Source organism: Planococcus sp. APC 3900 (assembly GCF_030407735.1).
GTDB lineage: Bacteria > Bacillota > Bacilli > Bacillales_A > Planococcaceae > Planococcus > Planococcus notacanthi.
Map to the genome: position 1 here is coordinate 104,289 of NZ_JASDCT010000006.1, position 21,795 is coordinate 126,083.

A 21,795-nucleotide genomic window follows, 5' to 3' on the forward strand; every position below is an offset into this window, starting at 1 on the left:
CCGAAAAGGATTGGTTACCAGTATATAAGTTCAAAAGAAAATTATCAAATCAGTTTTTTCTAAAATTTAAGAAAAAATACTGCTTTGGAGACTGGACGTCAAAGAATAGGCTTTACTTTTTGGTCAAAAAAGTAAAGCCATTCCGTTTGTTGTAGCCGGAATGGCTTTTTGTTCTACCTTCTCTCTTTTCTTTCAACACCGGTACTATAAGAAGTGTTGACCAGCTTTAATAATTGTTCAAACTTATTTATAATATCCAACGCCAGCAAACCGTTGCCTTCTGCCGTTTTTGGATAGCCGAGCGGCACAGTGCGGCGCACTAATTGGGCGTAAAGCTCAGCTTCTGTCAATTCACGGGCGAACTCTTTTTCTGCAATATTTTTGACCAGCACCAAAGCGCCCGAGACATGGGGCGTCGCCATGGATGTACCAGACAAGCTGGCGTGTTTTCCTCCCGGAAATGTTGAGTAGATATCAACGCCTGGAGCCACCAAGTCGATTTCGTCATTCGTGTTGCTGAAGTTCGCAATTCGGCGGTCAAAGTCTACTGCCCCAACCTGAATCACTTCACCGTATGCGCCGGGATAAGCAAATTCATCCGTATCGGAACTGTCGTCTCCTTCGTTTCCTGCCGCACAGACCACTGGAATCCCCGCATCCACTGCACGCTTAATCGCTGCATGGAGCTCTTCAACATCCTCTGGGCCGCCTAGAGACATGGAAATGACGCTTACCGTTTCTCCGTCTGGACCTTTCCAATCTATCGCGAAATGGATACCATCAATAATCCCCTGGTATTCTCCGCCGCCTTCTCCTGACAAAACTTTTAAAATGAGCAGGTGGGCTTCCGGAGCAACACCGGCGATTCCTCCTTCTGGCCTGAAAGAAGCAGCAACTGTCCCCGCGACATGTGTGCCATGGCCGTTGTTATCGTCGAAATTAGCAACATCCCCTCCAAAGTCAGGGGTGAAGTTTCTCCCCCCTACGATGCGATCCTTGAGGTCAGGATGATCCGGCTGGCAACCCGTGTCAAGAATCGCTACGATGTTTCCTTTTCCCCGTTCTGCATCCGCCCATACTTCCGGTGCCTGGATCATCCGGACGCCTTCCGGAATCTGGGGTGCTTGTTCCATTATTTCTTCTACACGATATGGAATTAAGTGAAGCTTCGCCATTGAATTCACTCCTTATAATTTCCAATTATTTTCATACTCCTTCTATTCGTCGAAAGACTGTTAAATCCTTTATTATTTCAATGAAAAAACCGACACCCAAAAGGCATCGGTTTTCCATTTATCCATCTTATAATTGTCTAAATCCACCTGTATTGGCACGGACATTGACTTCAGAATATTTCTTGAGGTCTTTTTCTTTCGATAGCATCGTTCCAACCCATCCGCCGATGAAACCAAGCGGCACAGATAACAGAGCCGGATTCGTCAATGGGAAGATCGGGTCGCCCACTAAAATTGCGGCGCCGACTTCCGGACTCATTACGCTCGGGCTGAGCGATACCAGCACTAACGCTGAAATTAAGCCTGTCAGAATCGCCGATATCGCTCCCGTTGTATTGAAGCGTTTCCAGAAGATCGTGTAGACGATAACCGGCAGATTCGCGCTGGCAGCAATACAGAATGCCAGTGATACCAGGAACGCTACGTTCAAGCTTTGGGCAAAGATTGCCAAAAGAATCGAGAACGCCGAAACCCCAAGAGACGCATAGCGTGCCGCCAACATTTGCTGGCGCTCAGTCGCTTGGCCTTTTTTGATGATTTGGCCGTAAATATCATGGGCAAAAGCTGAAGCACCTGTCAAAACCAACCCCGCTACTACAGCGAGAATCGTTGCAAATGCGACTGCCGAAATGAATGACATCAGTATGTCTCCACCTAATGCTTGAGCCAATAACGGTGCCGCCATGTTACCGGCCGGATTTGTGGAAGTAATTAAATCAGATCCAACGAAAGCGGCTGCGCCGAAACCAAGGAAAATCGTCATAACGTAGAAAATTCCGACGATCCATGTAGCCCACATGACCGAGCTTCGTGCAGTTTTTGCATCTTTTACAGTAAAGAAGCGCATAAGGATATGCGGCAGTCCTGCAGTACCCAATACTAGAGCCAGCATCAACGAAATGGTATCCAAAGGAATTTTGTATCTAACTCCCGGACTTAAATAGGCTTCTCCGTGAGGCGTAGCCGTTTTCATTTGCGCAAACATTTCCAGTATATTGAAATTGAAATTCTTTAATACAAGGAAAGATAAAATGACTGTACCGACCATCAACAGAACAGCTTTGATGATTTGCACCCAACTTGTAGCAGTCATCCCACCGAACAAAACATAGATGGTCATCATAACTCCGACAAGCAGAACCGCCCAAATGTAATCTATGCCAAACAGCAGCTGAATCAATGCACCTGCACCCACCAGCTGTGCAATCATGTAAAAAATAACGATGGTGATAGAGCTTAACGCCGCTGCCCCACGAACTTTTTTCGCATTAAAACGGGCATTGATCATGTCAGCGAGAGTGTATTTCCCTAAGTTGCGCAATGGTTCAGCAACGATGAACAGTACTACCAAATAAGCGACAAGGTAGCCGATGGAGAAAAGAAAGCCATCAAATCCGAACAAAGCTATCGCCCCTGCAATCCCAAGAAAAGAGGCGGCTGATAAATAATCTCCCGCAATAGCCAACCCATTCTGCCAGCCGGTTAAACCGCCTCCCGCAGTATAAAAATCACTCGCGGAGTTTGTCCGTTTTGCTGCATAATAAGTAATGACAAGGGTAATCCCAACTATAAAAACAAAAATGGCTATAACCGTAGCATTCATCGAGTTTCCTCCTCGTCATAATCAAATTCCTTCAGTGTATCTTTAGCCATTTCATCGAATTTCTCTGCACGCTTCATGTAAACGGTTACAAGTATCCAAGTCATAGCAAATAGACTGAACGCAAACACCCATGCCCAAGTGATGTCCCCGATAAAAGTGGCGTCTAACCAATTCGTGTAAGAAATCACAATATTAAATAATAGATAAAGTCCTAAAAATAAAATAGTCGTCGGAATCAAAAAACGTTTCTTTCTGCGCATCAAATCCCTGAAACCTGCTGAGTTTTCAATCTGCTGAAAATCCGGTATATGCCCGTCAGGTCTCTCATGCACCTGATTCTCATTTTCACTTTCACGCTGTTTCTCCGTGCTTGTGATGACTTTCTCCACATTCTCCACCCCTTTAATTTTTTATTTTTTCTGAATCTATAAACAATTAAAGCATCTATCGTTTTTAGAGTCAATGATTGATTAGTAAAAATATGTTAATAAGAACGAATGGAAATTACCAGTAAGAAAAGAAGCTTTTATTTAGATAAAGAGAAATACTGCAACTTTCTTGACCATGTGAATCCAAACAAAGGGTTTCGATCATTTTTACAGAATACCATTAGAAAGACGTATAACGAGGAGCAAATAGAATGAACAAATGGATGATATATGGAGCAAATGGTTATACCGGAGAACTGATTGCCCGGGAAGCTGTCAGAAGAGGAATGTCACCGGTGCTTAGTGGCCGCAACGCCGAGAAGATCCGTCCCTTAGCAGAAGAATTATCTTTGGAATTTCAAGCATTCCCCTTAAACGACCAGGCAGCAGACCATTTGAAGGAAATCGACTTGGTTCTCCATTGTGCCGGCCCTTTTGAAATAACCAGTGCACTTATGATTGAGGCCTGCCTGTCAGCCGAAACGGATTACTTGGACATTACCGGTGAAGTTTCTGTATTCGAACATACCCACTCCCAACATGAACGGGCGAAAGAAAAAGGGATTGTTCTTTGTTCAGGAGTCGGCTTTGACGTCGTACCGACAGATTGCATCGCCTTAAAGTTGAAGGAAGAAATGCCGGACGCAACGGAATTGTCACTCGGGTTCGATTCGGATTCCGGGATCTCACCTGGTACCTTCAAAACCATGATCCAAGGTTTGGGATCCGGCAGCATGCACAGAAAAAATGGTTTGCTGGAGGCGGTTCCGATTGGCAAACAGCGCCGGATCATCGATTTCGGACGCGGTTCACGCTCTGCGATGGGAATTCCTTGGGGAGATGTTTCCACAGCTTTTTATACTACTGGCATCCCGAACATTTCCGCTTGGATCCCTATGCCAAAGGCGCAACTATACAGCGCCCGTTTGATGGGCGCCGCAGGTCCGTTATTGGCCACGGATTGGGTGAAAGAGAAGCTCGAAAAACAAGTGGATAAACGGGTCAAAGGCCCGGATAGCGATTTACGCGCCAATTCCCCCGCTTATATTTGGGGAGAAGCCAAAAACCGGAAAGGCGTCATCAAAGTCGCTCGGATCCAAACAGCGAATGTTTACGATCTGACTGTTTATGGTTCATTAGAAATCGTCCAGCGTTTGCAGGAGAAAAAGGTCGAAGGAGGATCTTATACGCCAGCTGGGCTTTTCGGTTCAAACTTAGTTGAAAGCCTGCCAGGTTCCGGAACTTTTGAAGTCGACGTTTTTTATCCTTACTGAATCTAAAAATACAATTGCAGATTTAAAGCAAAAAAGACAAATTCGGAGAATCCGAATTTGTCTTTATACTAGCTAAGGTCTTTACTCATTAATTGCATCCGTTGATTGAACAAAGTCGGATAGGACAGGAAGCCCAGCATAACACTGGTGACAGCGGCTGTTGTCAGCAACAGGAACATGATCAGCAGCTGAAACTGGACCGCTTGGATCGGATCCGCCCCAGCGATGATCTGCCCGCTCATCATTCCCGGCAGCTGTACAAGCCCAACTGTTTTCTGGCTTTCGATGGTTGGGATCATACTGGCTTTTATCGAATTGATCAATTGTGTATGGATGGCTTGTTTAGGCGTCCCTCCAAGCGACAGGATCAGCTCGGTTTCATCTTGATGCGACTCGACTTCAGCCGTGAAACGGTTGAGGAAGAGAATCGACAGCACCATTGAATTCCCGATGACCATGCCGCTGATCGGAATGATGTATTGCGCGGTGGCAGGCGTAATATTGAAGCCCAGCAAAATGCCTTGCGTCAACACTTCTACAAACACCAAGGTGACAGCTACTTTCGAAGTGATCCCTTGAATCGCCGCCCCTTTTTTCTGGGCATTATGGGTAGCCGCCACAATCATCAAAGCGACCATCAGGAAAATATAGATCAGGCTCTCCGAATCAAAAACAAATTTCAATACATAACCGACTGCCAGCAATTGCACGATCGAACGCAGCGTGGCGATGATTGTGTCCCGTTCCAGCCCCAGTTTCAAGGTTTTGGACAATAAGAGCGGAATGACCACAAAAATCAAAGTGATTGATAACGTTAAATAGCTCATCCCGCTTCCCCCCTGACAAACCGTCTGACCTTGTCATTGGACGGGTCATTGAGCAAGTCGCTTTCTCCCGTTTCCACCACTTCGCCGTCCATCATCACCCATGTGAAATCACCGATTTCCAGGGCTTGCTGAAGGTTATGGGTGATCCAAATAATAGTCGTCCCGTATTTCCGGTTGATTTTGACGATCAATTCCTCAATTTCTTTCAAAGAAGTGCGGTCCAAAGAAGAAGTGATTTCGTCGAGCAGCAAAACCTCTGGTTTGTTGACCAATGTCCGGGCAATAGAGACCTTTTGGCGCTGGCCACCGGATAAGTCTTTGACTTTCCGCTCCAGCAGTTCCTCTTCCAGCCCGACATCATGCAGCAATTCAACCGCTTCGGCTTTGGATAAAGACTTTCCCTGCAGCTCCAGTGGCAGGCCTAAATTTTTATAGACGCTGCCGCCAACCATTGGAGCGCTTTGAAGTGCAATGCCGACCATTCGGCGCAGCTCAACAGGCTCATAGTCTTCAATGGGCCGGTCTTTAATGTAGACTTCTCCAGCAGCAGGAGACAATAAACCATTGCATAACTTCAACAATGTTGTTTTACCGGCTCCCGAAGGGCCTACGAGCGTCGTAATCTTGCCTTCTGGGAACGAGCCGGTAATGCCTTTTAAAATTTGATTTTTCCCAAATGAAAAATCCACGTGATTAAAATGTATAGCCGGTTTGTAGGTTACAGACACGAACCTCACATCCTTTCGAGCAGAAAAACAGCACATATTTTGCTATGTGCTGCTCGCTTTATTAATCTTCCAGTTTTCTCTGGGCAAATTCGTCGTCCATTTTCAGGAAGTACTCTCCGCCTTCTTCAATGGCTCTTACTCTTGCAATGATGTCGCGGAAGGATTTTTCTTCCTCCATTTGCTCTTCGATGAACCAGTCCAGGAAGGAAAGTGTGGCATGTTCCTGCAACTCATCGGCCAATGTAACCAATGCATAAATATTGCTGGTCACCGATTTTTCCTGTGACAATGAACTTTCCAGTACGTCCAATGCGCTGACAAAATGATTTTTGGGTTCAGTCAAAGCTTGCAAAACCGGCTTTTCATCCATTGTCACCAAGTAATGATAGAATTTCATGGCGTGGTAATGCTCTTCTCTTGATTGGATCAAATAGAAATTGGCAAATCCGTGATAGCCTTTTTTGGAGAAATACGCCGCCATTGCGGTATAAGCATGTGCTGCCTGTAATTCATTATTGAATTGATCATTCAATGCATTCGTCAATTTTTCTGATAACATGTTCATTCCTCCTGATTTCTTATTTAGAATTATTATAATGTAGATAATATACCACAGCGCCATCAGATAATCAAATCAAATGAGAATATTATTATTTAATTGAGAATAAATATCAATTGTAATGGGAATTAGTTATTTTCAAATGATAATAATTATTATTTAGAAACAATAAAGTGCTTATTACTTACTTTTAGTAACATGATGTAGTAAGATATCATAGAGATAAGGTTCATATAGGGGGAAACAGGATGACAGACACGAAATTAGATCCAAAAGTATTTGCGATATTAAAAGAAAAAATCCAAATGATTAAAACAGAAGAAGGTGCCGTCTATTTAGTTGGACCAATTCGGCTGCCGGTGAACTTATATGATGAGACGTTCGTATTCAACTGGTATTGTTGGTTGAGCCTTGAAGAAGTGACTGAAGATTACGAGAGCATCATCGAAAAGTTGAGCTCAGCAAATCTTGCAGAATATCAGCAATCAAGCGTTCTTGTTTATGGAGATTTTGAAAATGATGCAGAAGCCTTGATCCGCATGCACTCCATCTGCCATACAGGTGACATTTTTGGCAGCAAACGCTGTGATTGCGGCTACCAATTGAAACAATCCATGAAACGCATTACAGACCACGGCACTGGCGCATTGTTTTATTTGGCAAACCACGAAGGACGCGGCATCGGTTTGTTCAGCAAAGCGATGGCATACGTATTGCAGGAAAATGGCTACGATACTGTTGAAGCCAATGAACGCTTAGGCTACGTGGATGATTCCAGAAATTACGGAGATGCCATCGCCGTGCTGCAAGCATTGCGTACCAAGCCGGTTACGTTGATGACCAATAATCCGAAAAAAGTGGCGGCCATTGAAAAAGCCGGTCTTCAAATCGCTTCAAGAACCTCTCTGTGGGGAGACGAATCCGAATACAACGCCAACTACCTGCAGACCAAAATCAACCGCTCCGGCCATCTTAAAGACGGGGAGGATATTGTCCATGTCAAGCCATGAATTTTATATGGATCTCGCACTCTACAATGCGAAGAACATGAAAGGCCAGACAGATCCCAATCCGTTGGTCGGCTCTGTCATCGTCAATAACAACCGTGTTGTCGGCATTGGCACTCACCTGAAAGCCGGTGAGCCCCATGCGGAAGTCCATGCCCTTCGCATGGCAGGCGATTTGAGCCGTGGTGCAACGATTTATGTAACGCTTGAGCCATGCTCACATTTCGGACGGACGGGCCCCTGTGCCCAAGCCATCATCGATGCGGGCATCAAAAAAGCCATCGTGGCCACACCCGATCCAAATCCGATTGTTTCCGGCAACGGTGTCCGCATGCTGGAAGAAGCCGGCATTGAAGTGATTGTTGGCGTCCGCGAGCAGGAAGCCCGAGAAATGAATGAAGTGTTCAATAAATTTATTGTTGAAAAGACTCCTTTTGTGACCTTGAAAGCCGCTTCAACACTGGATGGCAAAATCGCGACCCATTCCCTCGACAGCAAATGGATCACATCCGAGGAAGCGCGGTTAGATGTCCATCTTCTGCGCAGCCAGCATATGGCGATATTGGTCGGCGTCGGAACCGTAGTCGAAGACGATCCGGAATTGACGGCACGCATTCCAAACGGTCGAAATCCGCTCCGTGTCGTCCTTGATTCGACACTTCGCATTCCACTGGACTCGAAGCTTGTTACGGATGGCATTGCGGATACTTGGATTTTCACAAGTAAACAGTACGATGCCGACAAACGCAAAGCGTTGGAAGCTCTTGGCATTTCCATTTACGAAACCAGCAGCGATACCCAAGTGGATGTATCGGATGTCGTCCGTGTACTCGGCGAAAAAGGAATTTCTTCACTCTTTATTGAAGGCGGCGGCACTATCAATGCGGCGTTCCTTGAAAATGGGCTGATTGACAAAGTAGTCTTTTACTTTGCCCCTAAACTTGTCGGCGGCAAAATCGCGCCAACTTTCATTGAAGGAACAGGCATTGAATGGATGAAAGATGCCATTGATCTTCGTAATGGGGAATTCACCAAAATCGGCAAGGACTTTAAATTTACGGGCTATCCCGAAAAGCGAGGCAGCAATGTATGAGATTCGGCTTTGATGTAGACGATACTTTGATCAATTTGCGTGAATACGCGTTTCACTATTACCAGGAGCAACTGGGCCAAAAAGTGGATATCGATATTTTCCATGCCTTGAACCGAGTGGAAATTCATGAGGCGTTCGGCTTAAGCGATGAAGAAGGAAAGAAAATGTGGAATCAGTCCTTGGACTTCCTTTATTTCACGGACTGCCCTCTTTACCCCGGTGCGCTTGAACTCTTGAAGCAACTCGAGTCGGAAGGACATGACATTTTCTACATTACGTCACGGCCGCCGGAGCATACAGAAAACACATTCAGCTGGCTGATTAACCAGGGATTCCCTGTCAGCCGGGAAAACTTCTTCTGCGGCATGAAGGATTCGGAAAAAGCGGGCATCATCAAAGAACTGAATCTGGATTATTACTTCGATGACAAGCCGGCAGTTTTGGATACCTTGACGAACGATCCGGTAAAGGCGATCGTCAAAGACCAGTCCTATAACCGCCACCTCGATTTGCCGCGTGTGGAAAACTGGGATGAATTGGGCGATTTGATCAATAGCGAAATTAAATGAAGGCCTCAGCAGCCATAATCGCACTTCCTATGAATATTGAATCTGTTTATCAATGAAAAAAACCACATTCCTGAGAATGTGGTTTTTTGTTTTATACACCTGAATAAGCCAGGAACCCGCCGTCTACAGGCACGGTAATCCCTGTGACAAAGCCGGAGTAGTTTTCATCTAAAAGCCACAGCATCGTTCCGACCAAATCTTCCGGTTTGCCGAAACGTTTCATCGGCGTGCTGGCCATGATTTTCCCGGAACGGGGTGTCAGCGAACCATCCGCATTGGTGAGCAGGTCTTTGTTCTGTGCTGTCAGGAAAAACCCAGGCGCAATAGCGTTGACACGCAAATTCTCTTCTGCAAAATGGACAGCCATCCACATGGTGAAATTATTGATGGCTGCTTTTGCCGCACTATAGGCCGGAACTTTTGTCATCGGCGAGTAAGCACTCATAGAAGAAATGTTCAAAATAACCGGTGCATCTTGCTTCAGCAATTCCTTGCCGAATACTTGGCTGGCTAAGAATGAGCCGGTGAAGTTGCTGGCGAAGACGCGCGAAAAACCGTCTTCTCCCAATTCGAAAAAGGATTTTCCTGTCGCATCTTCTTCATGGATTTCAACATCGGTAATAGCATCGGGGTGATTGCCTCCTGCTCCATTGATCAGAATATCAATCCGTCCGAAGGCTTCAAGAATCTGTGCTTTGGCTTTTTCTAAAGAGTCTCTATCCAATACATCGGCTGCTACTGCGATCGCCTGGCCGCCTGCACTTTTGATTTCATCTGCCACGCCTTGTCCTTTTTCAGCTGTGCGGTTCAGGATGGCTACATTCACTTTTTGAAAGGCAAGTTGTCGCGCCATTTCCGAACAAAGAACGCCACTCCCACCGGTGATGACAGCTGTTCGTCCTGCAATATTTTCATGAGTTGAAAACATAGTATCCTCCCTTATTTTGATTGATGTGCATCCCATAGCCCTAGAAGATACATGATTCCCAGTGCCCGGTCATATAACCCGTATCCAGGCCTGCATTCTTCATTCCAGATATGGCGGCCGTGGTCCGGACGGGCATACCCCGAATAGTTTTGTTTTGAAAATTCACGGACTACACCGTTCAAGTCGATTGAACCGTCCTGTGTATAATGGGAGGTTTCGATAAAGTCCCCGTTCTCGAAAATCTTCACATTGCGCAGATGGGCAAACGGTGAATGCTTGGCATATTTTGAAGCCAGATCCACCATATCGTTTTCGGGGTTAGCTCCCATCGAACCTGTGCAGAACGTAATGCCGTTGGATGGCGAATTCGAGATTGAAATTAGACGCTCCCAGCTCTCTTCGCCTGTCATGATGCGCGGCAAACCGAATATGGACCAAGGTGGATCGTCCGGATGGATCGCCATTTGGATACCACTCGCTTCTGCGGTCGGCAAAATGGCCTGAAGGAAATAAGTAAGATTTCCCCATAGCTGTTCTTCATCCATGCCTTCGTATGCCGCAAAAAGTTCCTGAATGCGCGCCATCTTCTCCGGTTCCCATCCAGGGAGTGTCAAATCAGAAGCAGACGCTACCGTTTCAATCAGTTCCGCAGGCTCTAGGGATTCAATCTTCTCCTTTTCAAAGAATAAGGCAGTGGAACCATCCGGAAGGGGATGGTACAAAGAAGTACGTGTCCAGTCGAATATCGGCATGAAGTTATAACAGATTACTTTGACGCCGGCTTCCCCTAAATTGCGGATTGTCTCTTTGTAGTTTTCAATATACTGATCGCGCTCTTCATTGCCCAATTTAATGGATTCATGGACATTGACACTTTCTACCACGTCAGCATGGAAACCATAAGATTTAATATACTCAACTTCTGAATCGATTTCTTCCTTTGTCCAAACTTCTCCAGCCGGCTTGTGGTGAAGCGCCCAAACAATTCCTTTGGTTCCTGGAATCTGCTTGATTTGTTCTAATTGCACGCTATCATTGCCGCGGCCATACCAGCGAAATGTGATATTCATAAGAGCCCTCCTTCTTTAAGCCAATTCTTTGAGATAGTCCTCAACCAATTGAGTAACGCCTTGTTCTCCAGATGAACGGTGCGCTTTCGTTAAATCAGTACCGATGCCGACTGCTACAGCTCCGGCATCCAGCCAGGCGTTCATGTTCTTAATATTGATGCCGCCTGTTGGCATGATGCGCACTTTCGGCAATGGTCCGTTGACCGAACCAATAAAGGAAGGTTCGAATCCGTTGGCTGGAAACAGCTTCAGGATGTCACAGCCCCACTCAGTCGCCTCGACCATCTCTTTGATCGTCATGCAACCCGGCAAATACGGCACATTGTAGCGATTGCAGACTTTGGCAATTTCCGAATTAAAGCTTGGACTGACGACAAATTCAGCACCGTGCAGCAACGCATGGCGAGCGGTCTCTGCATCAAGAACCGTTCCTGCGCCAATAAGCGCCTGCGAACCCGCCAGTTTTTCGAAGACCCGTGAAACATTCGGTGTCGTGTAGGTCAATTCGATGGCCGTTAAGCCACCAGCCACTGCAGCTTCAGCCACAGCTATCGCTTCCTCTGCGTCCTTGCCGCGTATTACAGCAACGATTTTAGCATCCAGTATTTGTTGATATACTTCCATTTTTGGAATCATCTGCAACTCTCCTCATTCAAAGACAATTAATGCTTTTCTCACTTTGTCCGGATTATTTTCAACAAATGTAAATGCTTCCTGTACCTCGTCCAATGAGAACTTATGCGTAATTAAACCACCCGACGTTAGTTTTCCACTGTTCAAGAGGCTTACCACTTTTCCAAACTGATTCGTTTGCAGTCTTGAACCGACAATGGTGATTTCCTTTTTGGTAATCGGCAATTGCGGAATTGCCGATGGCCGCTCATCAAACCCCAGAATAACGACATTGCCTGCAGGCGAAACAAGGTCGATGCTAAGTTCAACAGTAGCAGGCAGGCATACCGCATCGATGACGACATTGGCCCCCTCGTTCGACGTAAGCTCAAGTACGCGCTCTTTGACGGATTCAGTGCCCGCATTGATGACTTCGTCAGCACCGCTTTCCTTCGCAAAAGCCATTCGTTCTTCACTCAGATCTGTCATGTAAACTGTGGCTCCTGCGACTTTAGCCAATTTCAAAATACAGATGCCGATAGGCCCACAGCCCTGAATCAGAACCGTATCCCCTTTTTCAACCCCTCCACGCCATACCGCTTGCGCGCCGATTGTATAGGGCTCTGCCAGGACCGTTTCATCCCAGGCCAACTCTTTATCGACGGCATGGAGCTGCTTTTCAGGCAACACTATAAATTCGCGCATGCCTCCATCTTCATGAACACCAAAAACCGATAATTTTTCACAAACATTCGGACGGCCTTTTCGGCAAGCGTAACATTCACCGCAGTAATTGATCGGCTCTATGACTACGTGATCTCCAATTTCCAGCGTTTCCACAGAACTTCCCACTTTGACCACTTCGCCGGCCACTTCATGTCCAACGACACGGGGGTAGGTGGCCAAAGGGTTTGTTCCATGGTAAATATGCATATCAGAGCCGCAAATTCCTACGCGTTTCACTTTAACCAATACCTCGTCGCTGTTCTGAATTTTCGGGGTTTCCTGATCGATAATTTGCATGTTATGAGCTTCTGGAACTTGTACTGCTTTCATTTTAACAACCACCTATTCAAATAGACTTGGTAAGAACAATGTAATTTGCGGTACAAAAGCGACCAGCATAAGCACGACTAAACTGACTCCGAGGAAAGGCACCAATTCCCTTGCTGTTTTCCCAATGGATACCTTCCCGATCTGGGAAGCGACGAAGAGACAGACGCCTACAGGTGGCGTCACCAAGCCAATTACCAAGTTCAATACCATCATGACACCAAATTGGATTGGATCCATTCCGACTGTCAGTGCGACCGGCAATAACACAGGGAATAGGATGACCAATGCCGCAATTGTTTCCATAAACGTACCTACAAAAAGCAACAGCAAATTAATCAATAAAATAACGATGATGGCATTCGTTGAAATGCCAAGAATCGATTCCGCGACCAGCTGTGGAATCTGTTCGCGCACCATAATCCAGCCAAACAAGTTGGCAAATCCGACAAGCAACATGATGGATGCTGTCGCCGTCATGGAAGAAAGCATAATTTCCGGTATTTTTTTAATCGGCAATTCTTTATAGACAAAAATACCAATGACAAAGGCATAAAGAACAGCAATAATTGAAGCTTCTGTCGGCGTAAAGAAACCGCCTAAAATTCCGTAAAGAATGATGAATGTCATCAGCAATGCCCAAAAAGCACCAGTGAAGCTTTTCCAAATGGTTTTAATAGATTGACGGTCACCTTTCGGATAGTTCCGCTTTACTGAAATAATATACGTTGGAATCATTAACCCCAGCCCCAATAGAATGCCCGGAAGTGCACCAGCTAAAAATAGATCGCCAATGGATAGAGAAGCTAATGTACCTACGATGATCATAGGCAAAGAAGGCGGAATAATAGGGCCCACAGTAGAAGAAGAAGCTGTTACAGCAGCGGAAAATCCTGCTCCGTATCCTTCTTTTTTCATCGCAGGTATTAGAATAGAACCGATACTTGCGGTATCCGCAAGTGCTGTTCCCGAGATCCCTGCAAAGCCCATTGAAGCCCCGACGTTGGCAAGTCCCAAACCGCCACGGATATGCCCAAAAAGGTCGTTGGCGAACTTGATGATCCGATTGGTTATGCCGCCCGCATTCATTAAGTTGCCTGCCAGGATAAATCCTGGAATACAAAGCAGAACAAATGAGTTGAGCCCTCCAAACATCCGTTGAGGAATGATGTTGAGAGGGATACCTGCCAACATCAGATAGATAAAGGAAGCCAGTCCAAGACTAAAAGCCACTGGAACTCCCAGAAAAATTAATGCGATGAAGGATACAAAAAGTAAAGTAGCCATTAGAAATCATCCTCTCCAAAGTTCTGGCTGTAATCCTGTTTATTTTTGATCAAATCGATAATTTTCAAAACTGCATAAAACACCAGGAATACACTCATGATCAATAGAGAAGCATGCACAACTGACATTTGAAAAGGCATAGTTGCCGATCGTTGATTATCCCCTAACAATGTAAAACTATATCCTTGAACGACCATTACCAGACTTAATAAGATGATGGCCAAATATATGATGATTTCGTAGTATCTCCGAAAGTTATCGGGCATTCTGTTGAGAATCATATCCACATTGATAAATTCATTTCTCATTAAAGCCAAGGGGGCACCGAAAGCAATGCCGTATAAGAAAAGGTAGCGCGTCAGCTCTTCGGTCCAGATGAAGGAAAACGGTGCAAAACGTGAAATAATCTGGATGGTGACAATAATGATAACGCCAGCAAAGCTGAGCACTGTCAAAAAGGCGAGTGTGGCGTCAATTAATTTCCGGAAATTTGTCATCTGAATTCATTCCTTCCCTAATGGAAAGGCATATTCGGCCATTATAGCCAAACATGCCATGCTTATATATTATTCAACTGCAAGGATCTGTTCGTACAATTCCAATTGCTCCGGAGACAATGAAGCTTCGACAGCCGGTGTCATGGCTTCGCGGAAAGCATCCTGATCGACATCAACAAATTCCATGCCGGCATCTGTCAATTCCTGCTCAATTGTCGAAATTTCAGTTTCATACAATTCTTCACCCATAGCCTGAGCTTCTGCAGCAGCATCTTGAACCACTTTTTTCAAGTCATCAGACAATGCATTATACTGCTCGTTGCCTACTAGGATGTAGATCCAAGAATAGACATGTTCAGTGCGGTTTACGTAATCCTGTACTTCAGCCAATCCACCACTTTGAATCAAATCAACCGGGTTTTCCTGGCCATCGATTACCCCTTGCTGCAAGCCTGTAAAGACTTCATTGAAATCCATTACTTGAGGAGAAGCGCCAGCAGCCTGCCATACATCCAGGAACAAAGGAACGTTTGGCACACGCATGCTGAATCCGCTCAAGTCATCAGGAGAAGTAATTGGCTCGTTTGATGTTAAATTACGTGGAGCGCGTGTATGGTAGTAAAGAGCCGTCAATCCTGCTTCATCACTGATTTCTTGTTTGATTTGTTCACCGATGTCCCCTTCAACCACTGACTTCACATGATCCAGATCGCGGAACGCGTAAGGAACTGCCATCAATGCGGCATTAGGAGCCCAGTTTTGGAGGGTTTCCCCTGAAATAACCATGTCGGCTGTTCCTGCCTGGATAGAGTTGATAGTATCCGTTTCGCCGCCAAGTGAGTTATTGGGATAAATAGTGATTTCCATTTGGCCATCTGAATTTGCTTCAACCAATTCTTCAAATTTCAAAGCTGTTTGATGCCAAATATGATTTTCATCAGCTAAATGGCCGAATCGCCACTCGATTGTATCTCCTGAACCTGAACCGCCGCCTTCTTCTGCCCCATCATTTGATCCACAAGCTCCCAATACCAGTACCGATGCAAATACACCTGTTAACCATTTCTTTTTCATTTCTATTCTCCCCTTTGTTTTTTATTGGTTTTTCAAATACTCATAAGTAGTTGCCGCAATCTGAACTCCCTGTTTCCGATTACGCTCTTCGTTTTCCTGTTCAATTTCTCCCGGAACCAGGACACGGCTGAAACCTTCAGCAGCCGGAACTTCTCGAATCTCTTGGATCATTTTATCCATCTGCTCCAAAAAGATTTCGGAATCTGTAAAGAAAGAAGGATTGATTGCACAGAAATAGTGGCCCAATTTCCGTTTCTTTTCCAACTCTTCATACATCGGATTAATATGAGGGCCAAATGCCATGCCTGCCAGCAGACCAGAAAAAATATCTACAATCATCGATAAACCAGAGCCTTTCGGACCCCCGAATGGCATCAAAGAAACCACTTCAGCAGGATCGGTCACCGTTGCTCCATTTTTATCCACTCCCCAGCCTTCCGGAATAGCCTTGCCTTCCTCTTTGTGCTGAAGAATCTTCCCTAAAGCAACATTTGATGTGGCCATATCCAAAATGAATGGTTTCTCAGTTTTGGCGGGAACACCGTATGCAATTGGGTTCGTTCCGAGGAAAGATTCTCTTCCTCCGAATGGGACGACAATTTTATCGGTATGCGTCATTGCGATGCCAATCAGCTGCTGTTCAGTCGCCTCTTGAACAAAATAGCTGAGCGCTCCGCAATGGCTGCTGTTCATGGCTGTCACCATGCCCACTCCGTTTTCTTTCGCCATCTCGATGGCATGGTCCATGGCGATATCTGCCACAACATGCCCAAAACCATCGTCTCCATTAACCACACCCGTCACTGGACCAGTCTTGTTGAATGAAATATCGGGTGTTGGATTAATTCCGCCGGCCTTGAGCCGTTTCATGTAATGTTCTGTTCGCAATGCCCCATGCGAATTCACGCCACGCAAATCCGCGTGGATAAGAATGGCAGCAATTTTGGCAGCTTGTTCTTCACTGACGCCTGCACTTACAAGTTTTTCTCCGATTAACTGTTGGACTTCTGTAAAAGCCACCGTTACAGTTGCCATGGACTTCCTCCTATCGTTCTACGGATTTTATATTGCCGATTAAGTTTTCGACTTCCTCCAAATACGGCAAGCCTTCATTATCTCCAGTGACTGTAGTGACGAGAGCTCCAACTCCATTGGCAAAGCGCAATAAGGATTCTTCGTCGAACTGATTCAGCGTTCCGTATATATAACCTGCATCAAAGCCATCTCCTGCTCCTACCGTATCGACAGGTGTTACAGAAAATCCAGGTGCTTTAATCCATCGCCCTTCTCTGTAGAGCATCGATCCTTTATCTCCGTCTTTAATGACAAAATCCCGGATCTTAAAGCGCTCTGCATACCCGACTAACTCTTCTAGCGTTTCTTTCCCCGAAATCATCTGGATTTCATCCAGTCCTGTCAGCAGGATATCCACGTCCGAGAAAATGGTTTCGTAAGCTTCACGCGCTTTCTCGATGGTCCATAGTTTCAAACGGATATTGGGATCAAAAGAAACGAGGATATCTTTTCGTTTCGCGATAGCCAGAATTTTTTGGGCTATTGCCATATTCTGTTCTCTGAGAGCTAAGTAAACCCCCGTTAAATGAACTACGTGGATGCCTTCGAATAATTCTTCCGTGATGTCTTCTTCTGAAAGAAACGAAATGGGAGAAGGGTCTCTGTAATAAAATGTTTTCCCCGATCCATCAGCATGAATTTCTTTAAAGTTCACTGATGTCGGTATGCCTTCTACAAAATCCACTGACGAAACATCAACGCCTTCGCCGCGAGCAAAATTATAAATCACCCGGCCGAATTCATCTTTGCCTAACCTGCTGATCCACTTGCTGTTAAGCCCCAATCGCGCACAGCCAATTGCAAAGTTCATTTCAGCACCGCCGACCTTGCGTTCAAACTGTGTTACGTATTTCATCGGCCCTGTGCTAGAAGGATTCATGGTAATCATGGCATCCCCAATTGTTAATACGCCAAATTCTTTAGGCAAACTCTCACCTCCCTTAATTTATACAGATTCTCTTTCAACCAAAATTGGAAGATAACGCCGCTCTTCATATTCTTCTTTAAAATCTTTGCTGCCAATCAATTCGAGAAGGGTGTGTGCAGCATCTTGCCCAATTTCAAAAGTCGGCTGCCTGATAACAGAAATCGGCGGCGTTGCAATTGCCAGAAACGGTGAATCATCGATAGCAATCACACCGATATCCGCTGGAATAGACAGTCCATTTTTCTTGATGAATTTCAGCAATTCAATCAAAGCCAAATCGTTAGTCGCAAAAAATGCTTCAGGCCGATTAGCGGAATCCCACAAATGCTGGAGCCGATTGCCGATTTCCTGTTTATCTTGTGCGATAATCCAGTCTTCTTCAATTTCGAGTCCGTACTCTGCCATCGCTTTTTTGTACCCGTTGATGCGTTCAATCCGCGGTGTTACATGTTGTGTGATGGAAGTGGAAACCAAACCTACTTTCTTCTTCCCTTTTTTGACCAATTGGTCTACAGCGATTCTTGAAGCGCTTTCATTATCGAGCAACAAGGTCGGAAAAATCGCTTCGTTGATCATTCTGTCGACGAAGACAATGGGGAACTCTGCATTTTTTAATTGCTTGTAATAATCGTAATTGCCGTTGGTCGGAAAAATAATCAAGCCGTCCACTTGCTTTGCCACCAGCATGTCGATATAAGCCCGTTCCTTTTCCGGCTGATCGTCGGCATTACAGACGAAAAGGTGAAATCCATTCCTTTCGCATTCGTCTTCAATGGCGCGAATAATTTCAGTTGAGAACGTGTGCAGAATGTTTGCTACGATCACTCCGATAGTTCCGGTTTTTTTCTGTTTCAAACTTTTCGCTACCTGATTTGGAATATAACCTAAGTCTTTGATAGCGGCTTCAACTCGTAGTTTTGTCGACGCCCCCATAAACTCAAAACGATTATTTATATACTGGGAAACAGTGCTTTTAGACACTCCCGCTTTTAAAGCTACGTCTTGCATTGTTATTTTTTTCATTGTATCTCCTCGCACTAAACCGGTTTAGTAAGTGGTTTGAGGAAAGTATAATTCAATTTTTTTGAAAAATCAATGGTTTTTCAGAAAATTTTATTTAATAGTCCGAAAACTTAAAAATCAATTCCGTTGGCTGCCGCCAAATTTTAAGCAGACAGATCATTTCCGACAGCTTGTAAATCAGCATTCCTTATCTGCCAATTAGCTCCCATGCCCTTTCCTTCGCCATTTTTTTAGCAAGAATTTTATATTAAATAAGGACGGGGAAATTCCCCGTCCTTTCCATTAGTTAATTTTATCTTCTTCATTCAACTGGCATTGCCCCAATGCATCATCAAGGGTGTCGTATCTGCCCAGACGATGCACTTTACCGTTTTTGATTTCCATGAACGTGTAAATTGTAACGTGGCCATTCTGGTTTTCCCAGGTCGCTCTCTGAACGGAGATTACTTCGTTTCCTTTGGCATAATGCCCTTGAGTTTCCAGCTTGATGCCGGACTCCGTGATCCATTGCCGCAAAATGTCATGCCCTTCTGCGATGCCTCTTGGGCCAATCAATTCGATATGGGGATCTGAGACGTCCAGTACGCCATTAATGTCTCTTTGATTTACTTTATCCGTCCACTGATCCGCAATGTTAATCGTGTCCTCCATTTTCTTTTCTCCCTTCCTCTAGAACTAGCCATACTTTTGTTCAGCATTCTGAGGTTGAAAAAGAAGACAGGAAAAACCTGTCTTCTTTAGTAATTCTCGTTTTTCAGTTTTTTAAACGTCTTCACGAATTTATCCGGGTCTGTATAGACTTTATAAGTCAGGACCCCCCGATGCGTATGCAGATACAGTAAGTTGGTCTCAGCAGAAAATGATTTATAGGAAATGTCCCATACATTCGAAACTTGAAATTTCGTCGCAGAAGTCACCAGTATATCTTCGTACAAATGGATATTGCATTCAGTTTCGATGATTTTCATTTCGCCAGCCTCAATAGAGCGCTCCGTGTCGATGTAAGTGATGGACGACAATAAATTTGTTTGGTCCAAGCCGGCATTCCTCCTACAGATCCTTTTCTTGAAGTTTATCGTATAGAGAGGGTTTTAAGCAAAACATACGGTTATTTGTCCTTAAGAAAATGGACCAGTTGGCCAGCAGCATGCTAAACTATTCGCAAAATAATTTCTCTATCCAGGAGGGCTACTATGGAAACTTGGTTTGGCGCGACATCCGTCTATTCTTTTGTACCGTTTTCCCTGAGCCACCTGCTGGCATTAGCGATTGCTGCTATTGGGCTGGTTACACTCGTTTCTGCCAGAGCCTTGTTAAGAGAAAAAAAACGGCTGTTTCAATCACTGCGGTGGGTATTGCTGGCCCTTCTTTTGGCATCTGAATTCTCTTACCATTATTGGGCAATCACCAATGGCGTCTGGAGTTTCAGCGGACAAATGCCTTTGCATTTGTGCGGGATCGCTTCCATCACAGCCATGATCGGTTTGTTGACCATGCGGCCTTTATGGATACAGCTCTCATTTTATCTTGGCATCCTTCCAGCCTTTTTAGCATTGATCACCCCTGAACTGCCTTATGACTATCAACATTTCCGCTTCTGGAAGTTCTTTGTCCACCATACCGCTATTCCTTGGGCTTGCCTGTTTCTGGCATTATCCAATCCCACTGCCATTCACTTACGCTCCGTCTTTTCCGTCTATGCACTGCTTCTTGTTTATGCAGCATTTATCGGGTTTTATATCAACCCTTTAACCGACTCCAACTACCTTTACTTGATGCAGCGCCCAACAACTGCGTCACCATTGGATTTCTTTGGGAACGGCCTATGGTATTACATGAACTTGTGCCTGACTGCACTGGCTCTTTTTATTCTCCAGTACTTAGCATTCCAAAAGTTCATAAAGATCTCTTAAACTTGTTACTCTGTGTCGAAGTATTCGTTCACTAAATCCCCATTCACGCCAATAGCAGCTGCACTTCCTTCGCCCGCTGCAATCACCAGCTGGGAAGGAACGATTAAGGATGCATCGCCTGCTGCGTAAACGTTCCAGACATTTGTGCGCCCATAGTCATCCGTTAAGATGCCGCCATGTTCACTTAACTTGCAGCCCAAGTCTTTTGCAAACGGAGTAGCATGGCTCCATAAAGGTGTGACAAATCCCCCCACTCGATCAATCAATGTACCGTCTTCAAGCCTGACGCTGCGTAACTGTCCATTATCGCCTTCCAGTCCATCAATGATGTCTTCCACTACTTTTATTCCTTTCCGAAGCAATTTTTGCTTGTCTTCTTCTTCCAATCGCCCTTCTCCATTTGTAAAGACGATCAGGTCCCGGCTCCAGGTATAAATTTTTTTAGCCAATTCGAATACTTGCTTATCCGCAATCACGGCAAGCGGCTGATCGCGCAGTTCCCATCCATCGCAGTACGGGCAGCTGAATAAACTGGTGCCATAAAATTTCTCTATATCCGGTATATTCGGCTGCTCTTCTTTCAAACCGGCTGCAATGATGATCTTGATGCTGTGAAATATATCTCCATTCTCTGTAACCAATTCATAATGGGTTTCGGTTATTCGGTTAACGCTCACTATGCGCTGCTCTTTGATTTCAACGCAATCGTATTTGGCAATGTCTTTTCGGCCAAGGCGCTTGAATTCTTCCGGCTCAATTCCATCCCGTGTAATAAAGCCGTGCGACTCCCGAGTCACCAGATTGCGTCCGTTGTCATCATCAAAAAGCAAAGTCTTTCTTCTGGATCTCCCTAGTACCAATGCTGCATTCAGCCCCGCAGGACCCCCTCCTATTATTGCGCAATCATAAAGCATAGCATCCATCCCTTACTGTCATTTTCTCCAAAAATTCCCGTTTATCCTCTTCCTTAAACACGCGTTTCCATCATTTAGAGTTTGTCCACAAACAGGGGC

24 protein-coding genes are annotated in these 21,795 nt (G+C 45.2%); 5 read left to right on the forward strand and 19 right to left on the reverse strand.

Features of this window, described 5'->3' with window-relative positions:
• Window positions 1–173: 173 nt before the first annotated feature.
• The 3 genes from QMA04_RS13145 to QMA04_RS13155 form a co-directional block, all read right to left on the reverse strand.
• The gene (locus QMA04_RS13145) at window positions 174–1,175 is read right to left on the reverse strand and encodes a S8 family peptidase (RefSeq protein WP_191715244.1); all 1,002 of its coding nucleotides are present in this window, start codon (window positions 1,173–1,175) and stop codon (window positions 174–176) included.
• A gap of 127 nt (window positions 1,176–1,302) precedes the next feature.
• Window positions 1,303–2,838: a solute symporter family protein gene (locus QMA04_RS13150; RefSeq protein ID WP_191715243.1), complete on the reverse strand. Its 1,536-nt coding sequence runs from the start codon at window positions 2,836–2,838 to the stop codon at window positions 1,303–1,305.
• Window positions 2,835–3,227 carry a DUF485 domain-containing protein gene (locus QMA04_RS13155; RefSeq protein ID WP_191715242.1) on the reverse strand — a complete coding sequence of 131 codons (393 nt, stop codon included), beginning with the start codon at window positions 3,225–3,227 and terminating at the stop codon, window positions 2,835–2,837. The genes QMA04_RS13150 and QMA04_RS13155 overlap by 4 nt, the downstream gene beginning before the upstream one ends.
• Window positions 3,228–3,478: 251 nt before the next feature.
• Between QMA04_RS13155 and QMA04_RS13160 the strand changes: the two genes are divergently transcribed.
• Complete coding sequence (locus QMA04_RS13160; RefSeq protein WP_290186306.1) at window positions 3,479–4,540, forward strand: saccharopine dehydrogenase family protein; 1,062 nt, start codon at window positions 3,479–3,481, stop codon at window positions 4,538–4,540.
• 68 nt (window positions 4,541–4,608) lie between these two features.
• On the opposite strand, the gene QMA04_RS13165 is transcribed toward QMA04_RS13160, so the two are convergent.
• From QMA04_RS13165 to QMA04_RS13175, 3 genes are all read right to left on the reverse strand, one after another.
• Complete coding sequence (locus QMA04_RS13165) at window positions 4,609–5,367, reverse strand: ABC transporter permease (protein WP_290186308.1); 759 nt, start codon at window positions 5,365–5,367, stop codon at window positions 4,609–4,611.
• Window positions 5,364–6,095, reverse strand: coding sequence for an ABC transporter ATP-binding protein (locus tag QMA04_RS13170; protein ID WP_191715239.1), 732 nt, complete (start codon window positions 6,093–6,095; stop codon window positions 5,364–5,366). Before QMA04_RS13170 ends, QMA04_RS13165 begins: the two co-directional genes overlap by 4 nt.
• 61 nt (window positions 6,096–6,156) lie before the next feature.
• Window positions 6,157–6,654: a ferritin gene (locus QMA04_RS13175; RefSeq protein ID WP_191715238.1), complete on the reverse strand. Its 498-nt coding sequence runs from the start codon at window positions 6,652–6,654 to the stop codon at window positions 6,157–6,159.
• A gap of 248 nt (window positions 6,655–6,902) precedes the next feature.
• Between QMA04_RS13175 and QMA04_RS13180 the strand changes: the two genes are divergently transcribed.
• From QMA04_RS13180 to QMA04_RS13190, 3 genes are read left to right on the forward strand one after another with little or no spacing between them, the layout of a single operon-like run.
• Window positions 6,903–7,664, forward strand: a complete 762-nt coding sequence (locus QMA04_RS13180) for a GTP cyclohydrolase II (protein WP_290186311.1) — start codon at window positions 6,903–6,905, stop codon at window positions 7,662–7,664.
• Complete coding sequence (ribD, locus tag QMA04_RS13185; protein WP_290186313.1) at window positions 7,651–8,754, forward strand: bifunctional diaminohydroxyphosphoribosylaminopyrimidine deaminase/5-amino-6-(5-phosphoribosylamino)uracil reductase RibD; 1,104 nt, start codon at window positions 7,651–7,653, stop codon at window positions 8,752–8,754. Before QMA04_RS13180 ends, ribD begins: the two co-directional genes overlap by 14 nt.
• Window positions 8,751–9,323: a 5' nucleotidase, NT5C type gene (locus QMA04_RS13190; RefSeq protein ID WP_290186315.1), complete on the forward strand. Its 573-nt coding sequence runs from the start codon at window positions 8,751–8,753 to the stop codon at window positions 9,321–9,323. The genes ribD and QMA04_RS13190 overlap by 4 nt, the downstream gene beginning before the upstream one ends.
• 91 nt (window positions 9,324–9,414) lie before the next feature.
• On the opposite strand, the gene QMA04_RS13195 is transcribed toward QMA04_RS13190, so the two are convergent.
• From QMA04_RS13195 to QMA04_RS13250, 12 genes are all read right to left on the reverse strand, one after another.
• Window positions 9,415–10,251 (reverse strand): SDR family oxidoreductase, encoded by an 837-nt coding sequence (locus QMA04_RS13195; RefSeq protein WP_290186317.1) that lies wholly within the window; start codon window positions 10,249–10,251, stop codon window positions 9,415–9,417.
• An 11-nt stretch (window positions 10,252–10,262) separates the two neighbouring features.
• On the reverse strand, window positions 10,263–11,321 hold the full coding sequence (gene uxuA / locus QMA04_RS13200) for a mannonate dehydratase (protein WP_191715233.1): 1,059 nt from the start codon (window positions 11,319–11,321) through the stop codon (window positions 10,263–10,265).
• A 15-nt stretch (window positions 11,322–11,336) separates the two neighbouring features.
• Window positions 11,337–11,957 (reverse strand): bifunctional 2-keto-4-hydroxyglutarate aldolase/2-keto-3-deoxy-6-phosphogluconate aldolase, encoded by a 621-nt coding sequence (locus QMA04_RS13205; protein ID WP_191715232.1) that lies wholly within the window; start codon window positions 11,955–11,957, stop codon window positions 11,337–11,339.
• A 12-nt stretch (window positions 11,958–11,969) separates the two neighbouring features.
• Window positions 11,970–12,989, reverse strand: a complete 1,020-nt coding sequence (locus QMA04_RS13210; protein ID WP_191715231.1) for a zinc-binding alcohol dehydrogenase family protein — start codon at window positions 12,987–12,989, stop codon at window positions 11,970–11,972.
• 12 nt (window positions 12,990–13,001) lie between these two features.
• A complete protein-coding gene (locus tag QMA04_RS13215) occupies window positions 13,002–14,273 on the reverse strand; it encodes a TRAP transporter large permease (RefSeq protein ID WP_290186322.1) in 1,272 nt (423 codons plus the stop codon).
• Window positions 14,273–14,770: a TRAP transporter small permease gene (locus QMA04_RS13220; RefSeq protein ID WP_191715229.1), complete on the reverse strand. Its 498-nt coding sequence runs from the start codon at window positions 14,768–14,770 to the stop codon at window positions 14,273–14,275. Before QMA04_RS13220 ends, QMA04_RS13215 begins: the two co-directional genes overlap by 1 nt.
• Window positions 14,771–14,839: 69 nt before the next feature.
• Window positions 14,840–15,844 (reverse strand): TRAP transporter substrate-binding protein, encoded by a 1,005-nt coding sequence (locus QMA04_RS13225; RefSeq protein WP_290186325.1) that lies wholly within the window; start codon window positions 15,842–15,844, stop codon window positions 14,840–14,842.
• 21 nt (window positions 15,845–15,865) lie between these two features.
• On the reverse strand, window positions 15,866–16,879 hold the full coding sequence (gene allD, locus QMA04_RS13230) for an ureidoglycolate dehydrogenase (protein ID WP_191715227.1): 1,014 nt from the start codon (window positions 16,877–16,879) through the stop codon (window positions 15,866–15,868).
• Window positions 16,880–16,889: 10 nt separating this feature from the next.
• The gene (locus QMA04_RS13235; RefSeq protein ID WP_290186328.1) at window positions 16,890–17,846 is read right to left on the reverse strand and encodes a sugar kinase; all 957 of its coding nucleotides are present in this window, start codon (window positions 17,844–17,846) and stop codon (window positions 16,890–16,892) included.
• Window positions 17,847–17,864: 18 nt separating this feature from the next.
• On the reverse strand, window positions 17,865–18,869 hold the full coding sequence (locus QMA04_RS13240) for a LacI family DNA-binding transcriptional regulator (RefSeq protein WP_191715225.1): 1,005 nt from the start codon (window positions 18,867–18,869) through the stop codon (window positions 17,865–17,867).
• A 282-nt stretch (window positions 18,870–19,151) separates the two neighbouring features.
• A complete protein-coding gene (locus tag QMA04_RS13245; protein ID WP_191715224.1) occupies window positions 19,152–19,520 on the reverse strand; it encodes a nuclear transport factor 2 family protein in 369 nt (122 codons plus the stop codon).
• Window positions 19,521–19,606: 86 nt separating this feature from the next.
• A complete protein-coding gene (locus tag QMA04_RS13250; RefSeq protein ID WP_191715223.1) occupies window positions 19,607–19,906 on the reverse strand; it encodes a hypothetical protein in 300 nt (99 codons plus the stop codon).
• 156 nt (window positions 19,907–20,062) lie between these two features.
• Between QMA04_RS13250 and QMA04_RS13255 the strand changes: the two genes are divergently transcribed.
• On the forward strand, window positions 20,063–20,782 hold the full coding sequence (locus QMA04_RS13255) for a YwaF family protein (protein WP_290186332.1): 720 nt from the start codon (window positions 20,063–20,065) through the stop codon (window positions 20,780–20,782).
• 5 nt (window positions 20,783–20,787) lie between these two features.
• On the opposite strand, the gene QMA04_RS13260 is transcribed toward QMA04_RS13255, so the two are convergent.
• Window positions 20,788–21,705, reverse strand: coding sequence for an NAD(P)/FAD-dependent oxidoreductase (locus QMA04_RS13260; protein WP_356781470.1), 918 nt, complete (start codon window positions 21,703–21,705; stop codon window positions 20,788–20,790).
• Window positions 21,706–21,795 lie beyond the last annotated feature (90 nt).

Coding starts and splice junctions, on each gene's coding strand:
- uxuA (WP_191715233.1), bottom strand. CDS start 11,321: ATGAATATCACATTTCGCTGGTATGGCCGCGGCAATGATAGCGTGCAA.
- QMA04_RS13160 (WP_290186306.1), top strand. CDS start 3,479: ATGAACAAATGGATGATATATGGAGCAAATGGTTATACCGGAGAACTG.
- QMA04_RS13150 (WP_191715243.1), bottom strand. CDS start 2,838: ATGAATGCTACGGTTATAGCCATTTTTGTTTTTATAGTTGGGATTACC.
- QMA04_RS13205 (WP_191715232.1), bottom strand. CDS start 11,957: ATGATTCCAAAAATGGAAGTATATCAACAAATACTGGATGCTAAAATC.
- QMA04_RS13175 (WP_191715238.1), bottom strand. CDS start 6,654: ATGTTATCAGAAAAATTGACGAATGCATTGAATGATCAATTCAATAAT.
- QMA04_RS13145 (WP_191715244.1), bottom strand. CDS start 1,175: ATGGCGAAGCTTCACTTAATTCCATATCGTGTAGAAGAAATAATGGAA.
- QMA04_RS13225 (WP_290186325.1), bottom strand. CDS start 15,844: ATGAAAAAGAAATGGTTAACAGGTGTATTTGCATCGGTACTGGTATTG.
- QMA04_RS13165 (WP_290186308.1), bottom strand. CDS start 5,367: ATGAGCTATTTAACGTTATCAATCACTTTGATTTTTGTGGTCATTCCG.
- QMA04_RS13215 (WP_290186322.1), bottom strand. CDS start 14,273: ATGGCTACTTTACTTTTTGTATCCTTCATCGCATTAATTTTTCTGGGA.
- ribD (WP_290186313.1), top strand. CDS start 7,651: ATGTCAAGCCATGAATTTTATATGGATCTCGCACTCTACAATGCGAAG.
- QMA04_RS13210 (WP_191715231.1), bottom strand. CDS start 12,989: ATGAAAGCAGTACAAGTTCCAGAAGCTCATAACATGCAAATTATCGAT.
- QMA04_RS13180 (WP_290186311.1), top strand. CDS start 6,903: ATGACAGACACGAAATTAGATCCAAAAGTATTTGCGATATTAAAAGAA.
- QMA04_RS13190 (WP_290186315.1), top strand. CDS start 8,751: ATGAGATTCGGCTTTGATGTAGACGATACTTTGATCAATTTGCGTGAA.
- QMA04_RS13195 (WP_290186317.1), bottom strand. CDS start 10,251: ATGTTTTCAACTCATGAAAATATTGCAGGACGAACAGCTGTCATCACC.
- allD (WP_191715227.1), bottom strand. CDS start 16,879: ATGGCAACTGTAACGGTGGCTTTTACAGAAGTCCAACAGTTAATCGGA.
- QMA04_RS13220 (WP_191715229.1), bottom strand. CDS start 14,770: ATGACAAATTTCCGGAAATTAATTGACGCCACACTCGCCTTTTTGACA.
- QMA04_RS13240 (WP_191715225.1), bottom strand. CDS start 18,869: ATGAAAAAAATAACAATGCAAGACGTAGCTTTAAAAGCGGGAGTGTCT.
- QMA04_RS13245 (WP_191715224.1), bottom strand. CDS start 19,520: ATGGAGGACACGATTAACATTGCGGATCAGTGGACGGATAAAGTAAAT.
- QMA04_RS13260 (WP_356781470.1), bottom strand. CDS start 21,705: ATGGATGCTATGCTTTATGATTGCGCAATAATAGGAGGGGGTCCTGCG.
- QMA04_RS13255 (WP_290186332.1), top strand. CDS start 20,063: ATGGAAACTTGGTTTGGCGCGACATCCGTCTATTCTTTTGTACCGTTT.